Source organism: Paenirhizobium naphthalenivorans, from assembly GCF_007992095.1.
Taxonomy (GTDB): Bacteria; Pseudomonadota; Alphaproteobacteria; order Rhizobiales; family Rhizobiaceae; genus Allorhizobium; species Allorhizobium naphthalenivorans.
Genome location: NZ_BJZP01000021.1, coordinates 73,614 through 86,675, shown reverse-complemented (window position 1 = coordinate 86,675; position 13,062 = coordinate 73,614). Strand labels below are relative to the sequence as shown.

Sequence of the window (13,062 nt, the reverse complement as noted above, 5' to 3'; positions counted from 1 at the left end):
TCGATCACCCATACTGATCCGCGATCAGTGGCGGAAATGGCGAATGCCGGTGAAGACCATCGCGACATTGTGCTCATCGGCCGCCGCGATCACCTCTGCATCGCGCATCGATCCGCCCGGCTGAATGACGGCGGTGGCGCCGGCGGCGATTGCCGCGAGCAACCCGTCAGCAAACGGGTAAAAGGCCTCGGAAGCAACGGCCGACCCTTTGGTCAGCGGCTCTGCAAGGCCGAGCGCCTTAGCCGCATCCTCGGCTTTGAGCGCTGCGATGCGGGCGGAATCGACCCGGCTCATCTGGCCAGCGCCGATGCCGGCGGTCTGACCGGCCTTAGCATAGATCACCGCGTTCGACTTGACGTGCTTGGCAATCTTGAAGGCAAACTTCATGTCCTCCAGCTCGGCCGGGGTCGGCGCGCGCTTGGTGACGACCTTGAGCTCGAGGTCCTCGACCATGACATTGTCGCGCGACTGGACGAGCAGGCCACCCGAAACCGTCTTCGCAACGATACCGCGGGCACGCGGGTCCGGAAGTGCGCCGGTGGTGAGAAGACGCAGGTTCGGTTTGGCGGCGATGATCGCCTTCGCCTCGTCGGTAACGGACGGAGCTATAATGACCTCGGTGAACAACTTGACGATCTCTTCGGCCGTCGCGGCGTCGAGCATCTGGTTAAGAGCGATAATACCACCAAAGGCCGATGTGGAATCGCAAGCCAGCGCCCGCCTGTAGGCCTCGACCAGACTCGGGCCGGTTGCCACACCACAGGGATTGGCGTGCTTGATGATGGCGCAGGCTGGACCATTCTCCGGCGGGAATTCGGCCACCAGCTCGAAAGCGGCATCGGTGTCGTTGATGTTGTTGTAGGACAGTTGCTTGCCCTGGAGCAGGGTCGCGGTGGCAACACCCGGACGCTGGTCGCCGGTAACGTAGAAACCGGCGCTCTGGTGCGGGTTTTCGCCGTAGCGCATGGCTTCCTTCAGCACGCCGCCGATCGCGCGATACTGCGGCATGTCAATCGATAGCGCCTCGGCAAACCAGTTGGAGATCACCGAATCGTAGGCGGCGGTGCGGGCAAAGGCCTTGGCGGCCAACTTCTGGCGCAGCGCATAGGTCGTCTGGCAATCGTCCGCCTTCAACGCTTCAAGCAGCGCCGGATAGTCGGATGGATCGGTGAGCACGGTCACATAGGCATGGTTCTTAGCCGAGGCGCGGATCATTGCCGGACCGCCGATATCGATATTCTCGACCGTCGTCGGATAGTCGCCGCCAGCTGCACGGACTTCCTCGAAGGGATAGAGGTTGATGACCGAGAGATCGATGCTCTCAATGCCGTGCTCGCGCATTGCAGCGACATGATCCTCGTCGTCACGGATCGCCAGCAGGCCACCATGCACATTCGGGTGCAGCGTCTTGACGCGGCCGTCCATGATTTCCGGAAAGCCCGTCACCTCGGAAACGTCGATGACCGGTAGACCAGCGGCGGCGATCACCTTGTGCGTGCCACCGGTCGACAGCAGCTTCACGCCCATGGCATTCAATGCTTGCGCCAGCTCCACAATGCCGCTCTTGTCGGAAACCGACAGCAGGGCGGTGCGGATTTTGACGCGCTCGGGAACGGGAATTTTCTTGGATACGACGGCCATGGTTCTGCTCCGATCTGAGGTGCCGCGCCGCGTGAAGATGGGAGATCGCGAGCGCGATGCCGCCGCCTAGCACAGCTTACCCAAGGATGGAACCATTCTATGCGTGATGGGCGAGAAACCAGCGTATTTCCGGGCCATGGAAGGCCACTTCCAGCTGCTGCGAGGGCCGAATGCCGGAAGCGTCGGCGAAGAACACGTCCTCACCGATCTCGAGTGTGCCTGCCGGAACAGAGAAAGTCCAGCTCTCGCCGTCCGTTGCCATCAGCCGGATCCTCCGCTCGTCGATGCGCTCCAGCATGATCGCGGGATGAATGTGAAAGCGGGCAATGGCCGGCTCGGACAGCGCCTCGGTTTCGGGCGTACCGTCCGCATGCAGGAACCGGTCGCGCCCGGCGATCTTGTTGCCGGCTTCGTTGATGCGGATCTCGCGCTCATGCAGCACACCGAACTTGCCGAGATAGCCGTCGTGGTTGGCACAGAGGCGGTCGCTGGCGTCCGGGCCGGTCTGACGCGAGACATCGACCTTGGATACACCGGAAATCATCACCGGACCGAGAAAATCGGACTCGGAAAAGCGAGCCGAAGAGGCCGTTCCGACGCAGACAGTGGAATGGGCAGCCGTGGTGCGGGCGAGTTGGCGCAGTTTTTCACCGGCAAAGCGCGGCGAGCCGCTGTTGACGATGAAACGGTGCCGACCGGAGGACAGCTCGAAGGAGAGACAGCCGGCATGCGCCGTACGCGTCAGTTCGGACGAAAGCGGCAAACCGGTATCGATCAGCAACACCGTACTGCCGGCGGCCATCCGGTGATACTGTGAATGAGGCAGCGCCTTGAACGGTTTACCCGCTGTCTCGTCATAGCGCAGCACGGACATGAGATCATTGGCAAGCGTCGAACTTGCCCCGTTGAACAAGGCGAGGTCGCCACTCTGATGGCGGAAGAAACGGATCGCCGGATACATGCGATCGATCGCCGGGATCAGCTTCGCCGGCACGTCATGGCCAAGGTTGATGTAGGTCTGCCGCAACGGCAAGAGATCGAACAGGAGATCGACCGCCGCCTGGGGGTTGCGCGACACATGGCCTCCGTCCGGCAGAATCTGCCGCTCGAGTTCGCGGTCGAGTTCGCGCGCCGCCCTGCGGAGCCGGGTCACGCGCGTTTCCATCGAGATCGATGCCATGGCGAGCGCTATGCGCAACCTGAGACGCGGTAGACCGGCCGGCGCGTGACCCACCAAGCGACGCATGTAGCGGACCTGGAAGGACAGGCTCGCGAGAAAGCGGCGGTAGAAGGCGCTATCGGCGTCTTGGAGCACAACGGTGGAATGGGAAAGCCAGGCAATGACCCGCTGAGCGAGCACATCGGCTTCCCAGGCAACTCCATCGACCCGCGATCCATGCAGATCGATCCAATCATCAAGAATGGCACGGGCATTGGCGCAGGCTCCCGCACTCTTGTCGGCACGAATATGCCGGAGCCAGGAAAAACTGTGGAGCCTCACAGCGAAATGGTAAGACGGCAGTTCCAGCAGGAAGGGCGACTGGTTTCCGGCATCAAGAACGCGCCCCGCCAAGGGGAACCGCCCCTCGTAGATTTCTTCCGCAACGAAGGGATCAATGGCACGCAGATCGGTCGGAGCAACGATGAGGCGGCCCGTGCCAGTTCCCGGAAGGCTGACCGATAATGCCCGAGGCTGTTGTAGAACACGGGCGAGCCATCGCCGGGTTTGGGCGAGATAGAGATAGACCAACCTTTGGCGTTGCGTCAGTCGCATCGTCTTCCCAAGCCGTGGCACAGGACCCGATCCGGCAGGGTCGTCGCCTCCGACCGTCCCGCCTTGATCCGCTCTGTCGCCTGCCTTGATGACCGGGCCCTGCCCGTCAACATGTCGCCGCAGCACCCGCCCGATGAGGCGCCGAGTGCGCATTCCTTCAAGATCCAACAATTCTAATGAAATTTCCGTTAAATTTTAGCGATTACACAAGCATAGAAGCCGTCGACGCCTCCATCGCTTCCCAGCATGGCCGGAGTCGTTCGTATTTCGCCGCGCGGTGTGATCGCTTCCTCCAGCCCAGGCCAATCCTGCGGTGCGACCGGAACAAGGCGGAAGTCCGGATTGTCGGCAAGGACGCGAGCGACCATGTCTTCGCCTTCAAGCGGATCGAGCGAGCAGTTGGAAAAGACCACGCGCCCACCGGAGCCGACCAGAGTCAGGGCATGGCGAAGCAACTTCTCCTGGAGCTCCGCCAGCTTGGCAATGTCGGCCGGCCCCTTGGTCCAGGCAACATCGGGATGGCGCCGCATTGTGCCGGTCGATGAGCAGGGCGCATCGAGAAGGACGGCATCGAAAGGCTGGTCGGGGTAAAAGTCGAGAAGGCTGGCGAGCACGCAATCGGCCTTGAGACCCAGGCGAGCGAGATTGCCCTCTAGCCGCTTGAGGCGGGATTGCGATTGCTCCACGGCGGTCACGGCGGCGCCCTGGTTGATCAACTGCGCCGTCTTGCCGCCGGGGGCAGCACAGAGATCGGCGACGCGTTTGCCACGAATATCGCCGAACAGGCGGGCGGGAATGGCGGCGGCGGCATCCTGCACCCACCATGCACCATCCTCGAACCCTTCAAGGGTCGGGATCGCACCGCGGAACTTCTCCAGCCGTACGCTGCCGGTTGGCAGGACCTTGCCGTTCAGCCTTTCGGCCCAGCCTGCGGCATCCTGCTTGACCGTCAAATCGATCGCCGCGGGCTGAAGCTGAGCTTCGGCGATGGCCAACGCAGCGTCTCGCCCGTAGATGGCAGTCAGTCGGTCGAGGAACCAAGCAGGCAGACAGGGAAGCGCCGCGACGCTTTCGATGAGCGCCTCCTTCTCGCGTCCGATACGGCGCAAAAGGGCATTCACCAGCTTGGCGAAACGACGGTTGCGCGGATCGCGATTGGCCTGTTCGACGGCAAGATCGACCGCCGAATGATCCGGCACCTCGAGGTAGAGCATTTGAGCGGCCGCGATGATCAGCAGATGCTTGAGCGAACGGGCACCTTCTGGCAGCGGCGTATCGAGCAGGCTGTCAAGAATAGCTTCGATCCGCGGAAGATGCCTCAGCGCGCTGTGCAGAATGGCCCGCACCAGCGATCGGTCAGCCTCGGAGAGGTTGCGGATCGCGGGATTGCCGTGTTCGCCATCCAGCATACCATCCAGCGAGGTCTTCTTGTCGATGACCGCACTCAGGATCCGGGTGGCCGCGATCCGGGCATCAAGCCCTGCCTTTTCGATGGGGTCAGGTCGGCGAGCCGAACCTGTCGGCCTTCCCGGCTTGGTATTTTTCGATTTTCCGCGCGATTTCTCGTCGTTCAAGACCATGGACCCTTGGGTGATTCGGAGCCGCCGCGACCCCACCCCGTATTCGGGACGGAACGCGCCTTGCGGGGCGCATTAGCAGTGCGTTCCGGCCACGTCGATCCCCCAGAACCGCTTTCCGGCATGTCGAGCAAGGCCGCGATACGATTTTCGGTGTTCGGGTGGGTGGAAAAAAGGTTGTCCATCCGCTGGCCGGAGAGCGGATTGATGATGAACATATGTGCTGTCGCGGGATTACGCTCGGCATCGTAATTCTCGATGTGCGAAGCATCACCGGCGATCTTCTGTAGGGCAGAAGCGAGAGAACGCGGACTGCCGCAAATCTGGGCGCCGCGCCGGTCTGCCGCATATTCGCGCGTGCGGCTGATCGCCATCTGCACCAGCATGGCCGCCAGGGGTGCAACAATCATCGCGATGAGCACGCCAACGAAGCCGAACGGATTGTTGCGGTCGTCGCGGCTACCGCCGAACAGGAAGGCGAAGTTCGACAACATGGAGATGGCGCCGGCAAGTGTCGCCGTCACCGTCATGGTCAGGGTATCGCGGTTTTCGACATGCGCAAGTTCATGCGCCATGACGCCAGCCACTTCCTCGGGAGTCAAGCGTTGCAGGAGACCGGTCGAGGCTGCGACCGCGGCGTTTTCGGGGTTGCGACCCGTCGCGAAGGCGTTGGGCTGGGGACTGTCGAAGACATAAACGCGTGGCATGGGCAGGCCAGCATTCGCCGAAAGATCTCGGATCATGTAGTAGAACTCGGGAGCGGTGCGCTCGTCGACCTCCTGCGCATGGTAGGTGGACAGCACCATGCGATCGGAGTTCCAATAGGAAAAGAAATTCATCGCCGCCGCGACGACGAAGGCAATCAGCATACCGCTCTGACCGCCAATCAGATAGCCGACTCCCATGAACAAGGCCGTCATAAAGGCGAGCAGCATGGCGGTACGCATGAAATTCATCGCTTTTCTCCGTCCTTACGCGCAAATCGCGGGTCGACGCTTGGTTGACGCGCCCGACTGCACTAGATGTAAACGGCCTTCAGCAAGTTTCAATGATGACCGGAACGAATCGGACATGAGCAGCAGCGCCGACAACGACAACCACCAGACCTCAGCGAACGAAACGCTCGCCGAACAGCCGCCTCGCAAGCCGCTCAGCGAAGCGGCAAAGCGAGCTCTGGCGGAGGCGGAGGAACGGAGAAGGGCCGAACAAAAGGCAGAACCTGCGCCCGAAATCGGCGGTCGCGGCGGCGCCGACCCCGCCCGCTTCGGTGATTGGGAGATCAAGGGCCGGGCTATCGATTTCTAACCTGAATAAAAGCCTATTGATCCCAATGCGTGATAGGAATATCTTCTCTTCATGCGTGATCTCCGGCCTCTCACCACCACCAAGTTCGTATTTGCTTTGCTGACCACTATCTCGGCAGCGGGCAATGTCGAAGGCAGCGAGAGGATTGCCGGGCCGGTAGCAGCCGAACTTATCCGCGTGATTGACGGCGATACCGTGCTGGTAAGCGCTACGCCCTGGCCGAATCATCACGTGACGACTTATGTCCGACTAAGAGGCATCGACGCGCCGGAATTGAAATCACACTGCCCGACGGTCCGCTCGGCAGCGCAACGGGCGCAATCCACACTCACGCAACTGCTTGAAGCTTCGCCCATCGTGGCGCTGCGAGACATATCGGGTGACAAGTACTACGGGCGCGTGGTCGCCGCGATCACGCTCGCTGACGGCAGCGATCCTGCCGATACCCTGCTTGCCGCTGGGATCGCCGTTCCTTACCACGGCGGCCGGAAAAAGCTGGCCGTCTGTCCCTGAAGCGGGAAGGGGAACAAGTCCTGGTTGACGAAGATGGTGGACAAGGGCGGTTCCATCGTCTTCAATCCCTGCATGATCAGCCCCACGGTTTACATGCCCTCCAGACACGCATTCGCCAAGTTGCTGATTGCGATGCTCCTTTTCTTGCCGCCGGTGGGCGCTGAAGCCAAACAGCCGAAGAATCCGGACTTTCCGATCTGGCTCGCTGCGGGGCGCACCTGCAAGCAGGTGGCGAATTGCGCCGAGGCGGTAGAACTCTGGTGCAGCGGTTATAGCCGCGCCGACGCCGACCACGATGGCATTCCTTGCGAGAACGTCTGCCACTCGCGCGACGAGGTCGACCGGATCCGCGGCACGATCGGCTGCTGACCGCGCAACATACAAAAGGCCCCTCCAAATGAACGGAGAGGCCTTTAAGCTTATGACGGCAGGATCGATCAGGCGCTTTTGTTCTGCCGGTTGGCGATCAGATCTTCGACGACGCTCGGATCGGCCAGTGTCGACGTGTCGCCGAGCGAACCGAAATCGTCCTCGGCGATCTTGCGCAGGATGCGGCGCATGATTTTGCCGGAGCGGGTCTTCGGCAGGCCCGGAGCGAACTGGATCTTGTCCGGTGTGGCGATCGGACCGATCTCTGTGCGCACGTGCTTGATGAGCTCCTGGCGAAGCGCCTCGTCACCCTCGTGCTCGGACATCAGTGTCACATAGCAATAGATGCCCTGGCCCTTGATCCCGTGCGGATAGCCGACGACCGCCGCTTCGGAGACGAAGTGATGCGACACCAGCGCCGATTCCACTTCGGCCGTGCCGAGGCGGTGACCGGAGACATTGAGAACATCGTCGACGCGACCGGTGATCCAGTAGTAGCCGTCCTCGTCGCGTCGGCAGCCGTCACCGGTGAAGTACTTCCCCTTATAAGTGGAGAAATAGGTCTCGGCGAAGCGATGATGGTCGCCGTAGATCGACCGCGACTGCCCCGGCCAGCTGTCGATAATGCACAGGTTGCCATCGGCGGCCCCCTCGAGCACATTGCCTTCGTTGTCGACCAGCTGCGGCTTGACGCCGAAGAAGGGCAGGGTAGCCGAACCCGGTTTGAGATCGGTCGCGCCCGGTAGTGGCGAAATCAGGATGCCACCAGTCTCGGTCTGCCACCAAGTATCGACAATCGGCGACTTCTGCTCGCCAACGATGTTGTAATACCATTCCCAGGCTTCCGGATTGATCGGCTCGCCGACCGAGCCGAGCAGACGCAACGACGAACGCGACGAACGCTCGACGAACTGGTCACCGGCGCCCATCAGCGAACGAATGGCTGTCGGCGCTGTGTAGAAGACGTTGACCTTATGCTTGTCGATGACCTCCCAGAAACGGCCCTGATCGGGAAAGTTCGGCACGCCTTCGAACATCAGCGTCGTCGCGCAGTTGGCCAACGGTCCATAGACGATGTAGGAATGGCCGGTGACCCATCCGACGTCGGCCGTGCACCAGTAGATTTCGCCGTCCTTGTAGTCGAAGACGTATTCGTGCGTCATCGAGGCATAGACGAGATAGCCGCCGGTGGTATGCACAACACCCTTCGGCTTGCCGGTCGAACCGGAGGTATAGAGGATGAACAGCGGATCTTCCGCCTTCATCTTGGTCGGCGGGCAGTCCGGTTTCGCCTTGGCGGTTTCCTCATGGTACCAGAGGTCGCGGCCAGGCGCCCAGCCGGTCTTGCCGCCGGTACGACGGACAACGAGGACCTTGTTGACGATCACATACTGCTTGGCGGCGATGTCGATCGCCGTATCCGTGTTTTCTTTGAGCGGAACCGGCTTGCCGCCACGCAGCCCCTCATCGCAGGTGATGACGAAGGTCGATTCGCAGTCGACGATACGGCCAGCCAGCGCCTCCGGCGAGAAACCGCCGAACACCACCGAATGGATGGCACCGATGCGGGCGCAGGCGAGCATCGCATAGGCCGCTTCCGGGATCATCGGCATGTAGATGGTGACGCGATCGCCCTTCTTGACACCCTGTTCCTTCAGCACGTTGGCGAGGCGGCAGACATGTTCATAGAGCTGATTATAGGTGATCTTCTTGTCGATATAGGGGTTGTCGCCTTCCCAGATGATCGCGGTGCGCTCGCCATGGGTCTTCAGGTGACGGTCGATGCAATTGTAGGAAACGTTGGTGAGGCCATCCTCATACCACTTGATCGACACCTTGCCCTTAAAGTTGGTGTTTTTCACCTTGGTGTAGGGCTTGAACCAGTCGATCCGCTTGCCATGCTTGTCCCAGAATTTTTCCGGATTCTCAATGCTCTCTTCATACCACTTCAGGTATTTGTCCTTGTCAATAAGGGCACGATTCTTGGCCGATTTGAGCACCGGATAGATTTTGGCTGACATGAACACCTCCTCATGTTGACGCGCCAACTATTATTCAGGCCGCAGGCACTCCTCCCGAGACCCCTGTGCGTCATTCATAGCAGCTAAAGCCGCTACAGCAATTAGACAAAGGTCATTCGCAAGCAGATGAATTGCATTCGTTGACTTTTGCGGCTATATAGCCGTTGATTTCCGGAAATTGTGGTTGAGACCCACGGCCCGCGGCTCCCGGCGCGGACGCAGAGAAGGATTGTTTCCATGGCTCAGACATTGCTCATGCCAAAGGCGACGGCCGTATGGCTGGTCGACAACACAGCGCTGTCATTCGATCAGATCGCTCAGTTCTGCAAGCTGCACCCGCTTGAGGTGAAGGCGATCGCGGACGGCGAGGCGGCGCAGGGCATCAAGGGTCTCGATCCGATCGGCACAGGCCAGCTGTCGCGCGATGAAATCGCCCGCGCCGAAAAGGATCCCAACTATAAGCTGAAGCTCTCCGAGCCGAAGGTTCGCGTTCCGGAGAGCAAACGCCGCGGCCCACGCTATACGCCGGTGTCCAAGCGCCAGGATCGCCCGAACGCCATTCTCTGGCTGGTTCGCAACCATCCGGAACTGAAGGACGCACAGATCTCGCGTCTCGTCGGCACGACCAAGTCGACGATCGAACAGATCCGCGACCGCACCCACTGGAACTCGACCAACCTGGCGCCGATGGACCCGGTCACGCTCGGCCTCTGCAGCCAGATCGACCTCGACATGGAAGTGGAAAAGGCCTCGAAGGGTCGCCCTCTGCCGACCGCCGCCGAACTCGGCGCGACGCTGCAGTCGGCCAGCGAAACCGAGAACCTCGATTTCAGCTACCATGAAGAGAAAGAAATCGACGCAAATGCCGTCTTCGCCAAGCTGCAATCACTAAAGTCGGATCGCACCGAGGACGAGGACGACGATCGCTTCTGATCGTAACGTCGTCTGGAACGAAAAAAGCCCCGGTCAAACTGCTGACCGGGGCTTTTTCTTGCGTGGCGTTTACTGGGCCATGCCGTGCTCTTTAAGCACCACGGTGATCTCGTCGAGGATGGCCGGGTCGTCGATCGTCGCAGGCATCTTCCACGGCATGCCATCGGCGATCTTCTGCATGGTTCCACGTAGAATCTTGCCAGAACGGGTCTTGGGCAGACGCTCGACCTTCATCACGTTCTTGAAGGCGGCGACCGGTCCGATTTCGTCGCGCACGAGCTGCACGATCTCGCGCTCGATCGCCTTGAAATCGCGATTCACATTGTGCTTTAGCACCAGGAAGCCGCAAGGGATCTGACCTTTGAGCGCGTCGGCAATTCCGACCACCGCACATTCCGCGACATCCGGATGCATCGCACAGACTTCTTCCATCGCCCCCGTCGACAGACGATGCCCGGCGCAGTTGATGATATCGTCGGTGCGTGCCATGACGAAGACATAGCCGTCTTCATCGATGATGCCGGCATCAGCTGTCTTGTAGTAGCCAGGGAACTCATCAAGGCAGGACGAGCGGAAGCGCTCGTCGGCGCCCCAGAAAGTGACCAAACAGCCTGGGGGCAGAGGGAGCTTGACGACGATATTGCCGAGCGTGCCATGCGGCACCGAATGGCCGGCATCGTCGAGCACGTCGAGATCATAGCCCGGCATTGGCACGGCTGGAGAACCATACTTGACCGGAAGTAGACCGAGGCCCACCGGATTGGCGGCAATCGCCCAGCCTGTCTCAGTCTGCCACCAATGGTCAATGACCGGCACCTGAAGCATCTTCTCGGCCCATTTGATGGTTTCCGGGTCGGCGCGTTCACCGGCAAGGAAGAGCGTGCGTAGACCCTTCAGATCGTACTTTCGGACAAACTCGCCATCCGGATCGTCACGGCGGATCGCGCGGAACGCGGTCGGCGCGGTGAAAAGCGCCTTGACGTCGTGATCGGCAACAACACGCCAGAAAGTACCGGCATCCGGTGTACCGACCGGCTTACCTTCGAAAATGATCGTCGTGTTGCCAGCCAGGAGTGGAGCATAGACGATGTAGGAATGACCGACGACCCACCCGATGTCGGAGGCGGCCCAGAAGACCTCGCCCGGCTTCACGCCGTAGATATTCTCCATCGTCCAGGCAAGCGCCACCATATGGCCGCCGTTGTCGCGAACGACGCCCTTGGGCTGGCCAGTCGTGCCGGAGGTGTAAAGCACGTAAAGTGGATCGGTCGCGGCTACAGGCTCGCAGGCGGCGGGCGTGCCATTGACCTTCTCGACCTCGACCGCCTTTGCCAGGTCGACATCGCCATGCTCATAACGCAGCGGCGCATGAAGCTGGTCACGCTGCAACACGAAGGAGTATTCCGGCTTGACCTTCGCCATATCGACCGCGTGGTCGAGCAGCGGCTTGTAGGGGACGATACGGCCGGGCTCAAGGCCGCAGCTCGCGCTGATCACGGCCTTGGCGTTACAGTCATCAATGCGCGTCGCAAGTTCATGCGCGGCAAAACCACCGAACACCACCGAATGGATCGCACCGATGCGGGCGCAGGCGAGCATGGAGAACACCGCCTCGGGGATCATCGGCATGTAGATGATGACCCGGTCACCCTTGCCGATGCCATGATTCTTCAGCACCGCAGCAAACGCCGTAACCTCGGTCAGCAGGTCATCAAACGTGTAGCTCCGCTTTTCCCCAGTCATCGGACTGTCGTAGATGATCGCGTTCTGCGCACCACGTCCAGCGGCCACGTGACGATCGACACAATTGTGACAGGTATTGGTTTCCGCACCGGTGAACCAGCGTCCGTAAACGCCGGCATCGGCATCGAAGATCTTATCGGCGGGCTTGAACCAATCGAGACGGTTAGCCTGGTCCTTCCAGAAAGCTTCCGGATCTCCCATCCATGATTGATAGGTTTCCAGATAGTTACCTTGCATGAATCCCTCCCGATGCGACGCGAGACTATTGTTGGTTTTGCCGCAATACTAAGGATGGAACTGGCATCTGGAAAGTCAGACGAAAGCGGTATGCCCGCCCCGGTGGCAGACAGACCTATAGCCTCCGGCGCAAGAGCACTCGTCAGCGCGACCCGAAGATCGCCGACCCAACCCGAACGCTGGTCGCCCCAAACCCGATGGCAGTTTCAAAATCTCCGGACATTCCCATGGACAGTCTATCGAGACCGTTCTCCGCGGCAAGCTTGGCCAGCAACGCGAAATGCGGTCCGGGATTTTCGTTGGCCGGCGGAATACACATCAGTCCCTCGATCGAAAGGCCGATTACCTCGCGACACAGCTTCAGAAAAGTCGGCACCTCGTCCGGTGCGATCCCGGCCTTCTGCGGCTCCATGCCCGTATTTACCTGAACATAAAGGCGCGGGGTTCGACCCTGCTGCTGCATTTCGACAGCGAGTGCGCGGGCGATTTTCTCGCGATCCACCGTCTCGATTACATCGAAAAGAGCGACGGCATCGGCCGCTTTGTTCGATTGTAGGGGACCGATCAGATGCAGCTCGATCCCCCCTGTCTCCTGCTTGAGACCCGGCCACTTGCCTTGAGCCTCTTGAACACGGTTCTCGCCGAACATCCGCTGGCCGGCAGCAATTACCGGGCGGATATATTCCGCATCGAAGGTCTTCGAGACGGCGATGAGCTCAATAGAATCCGGCTCACGATCAGCCTCGGCCGCCGCTTTCCGGATTCGCTGACGTACTTCGGCCAATCTTTCCTCTACGCTCATGTCTCAATCCGTTCGTTTCCGGTTTCCTGTACGCCGATCTCACGGGGGCAATGGCCAGTTGATCGACTTATTCGTAGCTGCTTTTAGCAGCGACCGGCAAATCGCCGCAATGGCCTCGAAAACTTGACGCTTGGCCGGTTTCGTGGT

At 60.5% G+C, this 13,062-nt stretch carries 11 protein-coding genes; 4 read left to right on the top strand and 7 right to left on the bottom strand.

What is annotated here, in order from left to right; all coding sequences use genetic code 11:
* Positions 1 to 24: 24 nt before the first annotated feature.
* From purH to htpX, 4 genes are all read right to left on the bottom strand, one after another.
* Positions 25 to 1,641, bottom strand: coding sequence for a bifunctional phosphoribosylaminoimidazolecarboxamide formyltransferase/IMP cyclohydrolase (gene purH / locus RNA01_RS17730; protein ID WP_147181540.1), 1,617 nt, complete (start codon positions 1,639 to 1,641; stop codon positions 25 to 27).
* Between the two features lie 97 nt (positions 1,642 to 1,738).
* Positions 1,739 to 3,415: a heparinase II/III family protein gene (locus RNA01_RS17725; RefSeq protein WP_147181539.1), complete on the bottom strand. Its 1,677-nt coding sequence runs from the start codon at positions 3,413 to 3,415 to the stop codon at positions 1,739 to 1,741.
* A gap of 188 nt (positions 3,416 to 3,603) precedes the next feature.
* A complete protein-coding gene (locus RNA01_RS17720) occupies positions 3,604 to 4,995 on the bottom strand; it encodes an RsmB/NOP family class I SAM-dependent RNA methyltransferase (protein ID WP_147181538.1) in 1,392 nt (463 codons plus the stop codon).
* Positions 4,986 to 5,948: a zinc metalloprotease HtpX gene (htpX, locus tag RNA01_RS17715; protein WP_147181537.1), complete on the bottom strand. Its 963-nt coding sequence runs from the start codon at positions 5,946 to 5,948 to the stop codon at positions 4,986 to 4,988. Before htpX ends, RNA01_RS17720 begins: the two co-directional genes overlap by 10 nt.
* A 115-nt stretch (positions 5,949 to 6,063) precedes the next feature.
* Here htpX and RNA01_RS17710 point away from each other — a divergent pair, with 115 nt between their 5' ends.
* From RNA01_RS17710 to RNA01_RS17700, 3 genes are read left to right on the top strand one after another with little or no spacing between them, the layout of a single operon-like run.
* Positions 6,064 to 6,297: a DUF1674 domain-containing protein gene (locus RNA01_RS17710; protein ID WP_147181550.1), complete on the top strand. Its 234-nt coding sequence runs from the start codon at positions 6,064 to 6,066 to the stop codon at positions 6,295 to 6,297.
* A gap of 51 nt (positions 6,298 to 6,348) precedes the next feature.
* Entirely contained in the window at positions 6,349 to 6,810 is a 462-nt protein-coding gene (locus RNA01_RS17705; protein WP_147181536.1) for a thermonuclease family protein, read from the top strand.
* 33 nt (positions 6,811 to 6,843) lie between these two features.
* A complete protein-coding gene (locus tag RNA01_RS17700) occupies positions 6,844 to 7,179 on the top strand; it encodes an excalibur calcium-binding domain-containing protein (RefSeq protein WP_235916744.1) in 336 nt (111 codons plus the stop codon).
* 68 nt (positions 7,180 to 7,247) lie between these two features.
* Here the strand turns inward: RNA01_RS17700 and acs are convergent, their stop codons facing one another.
* A complete protein-coding gene (acs, locus tag RNA01_RS17695) occupies positions 7,248 to 9,200 on the bottom strand; it encodes an acetate--CoA ligase (RefSeq protein ID WP_147181535.1) in 1,953 nt (650 codons plus the stop codon).
* 237 nt (positions 9,201 to 9,437) lie between these two features.
* On the opposite strand from acs, the gene RNA01_RS17690 reads away from it, so the two are divergent.
* Complete coding sequence (locus RNA01_RS17690; protein WP_147181534.1) at positions 9,438 to 10,133, top strand: DUF1013 domain-containing protein; 696 nt, start codon at positions 9,438 to 9,440, stop codon at positions 10,131 to 10,133.
* Positions 10,134 to 10,202: 69 nt separating this feature from the next.
* Here the strand turns inward: RNA01_RS17690 and RNA01_RS17685 are convergent, their stop codons facing one another.
* Both RNA01_RS17685 and RNA01_RS17680 read right to left on the bottom strand, forming a co-directional pair.
* Positions 10,203 to 12,113 carry a propionyl-CoA synthetase gene (locus tag RNA01_RS17685; protein ID WP_147181533.1) on the bottom strand — a complete coding sequence of 637 codons (1,911 nt, stop codon included), beginning with the start codon at positions 12,111 to 12,113 and terminating at the stop codon, positions 10,203 to 10,205.
* Positions 12,114 to 12,255: 142 nt separating this feature from the next.
* Complete coding sequence (locus RNA01_RS17680; RefSeq protein ID WP_147181532.1) at positions 12,256 to 12,915, bottom strand: YggS family pyridoxal phosphate-dependent enzyme; 660 nt, start codon at positions 12,913 to 12,915, stop codon at positions 12,256 to 12,258.
* Between the last annotated feature and the right edge of the window lie 147 nt (positions 12,916 to 13,062).

Excerpts from the sequence above, each read along its gene's own strand:
- RNA01_RS17720 (WP_147181538.1), bottom strand. The coding sequence starts at position 4,995 with ATGGTCTTGAACGACGAGAAATCGCGCGGAAAATCGAAAAATACCAAG.
- RNA01_RS17685 (WP_147181533.1), bottom strand. The coding sequence starts at position 12,113 with ATGCAAGGTAACTATCTGGAAACCTATCAATCATGGATGGGAGATCCG.
- htpX (WP_147181537.1), bottom strand. The coding sequence starts at position 5,948 with ATGAATTTCATGCGTACCGCCATGCTGCTCGCCTTTATGACGGCCTTG.
- purH (WP_147181540.1), bottom strand. The coding sequence starts at position 1,641 with ATGGCCGTCGTATCCAAGAAAATTCCCGTTCCCGAGCGCGTCAAAATC.
- RNA01_RS17705 (WP_147181536.1), top strand. The coding sequence starts at position 6,349 with ATGCGTGATCTCCGGCCTCTCACCACCACCAAGTTCGTATTTGCTTTG.
- RNA01_RS17690 (WP_147181534.1), top strand. The coding sequence starts at position 9,438 with ATGGCTCAGACATTGCTCATGCCAAAGGCGACGGCCGTATGGCTGGTC.
- RNA01_RS17700 (WP_235916744.1), top strand. The coding sequence starts at position 6,844 with ATGGTGGACAAGGGCGGTTCCATCGTCTTCAATCCCTGCATGATCAGC.
- acs (WP_147181535.1), bottom strand. The coding sequence starts at position 9,200 with ATGTCAGCCAAAATCTATCCGGTGCTCAAATCGGCCAAGAATCGTGCC.
- RNA01_RS17680 (WP_147181532.1), bottom strand. The coding sequence starts at position 12,915 with ATGAGCGTAGAGGAAAGATTGGCCGAAGTACGTCAGCGAATCCGGAAA.
- RNA01_RS17725 (WP_147181539.1), bottom strand. The coding sequence starts at position 3,415 with ATGCGACTGACGCAACGCCAAAGGTTGGTCTATCTCTATCTCGCCCAA.
- RNA01_RS17710 (WP_147181550.1), top strand. The coding sequence starts at position 6,064 with ATGAGCAGCAGCGCCGACAACGACAACCACCAGACCTCAGCGAACGAA.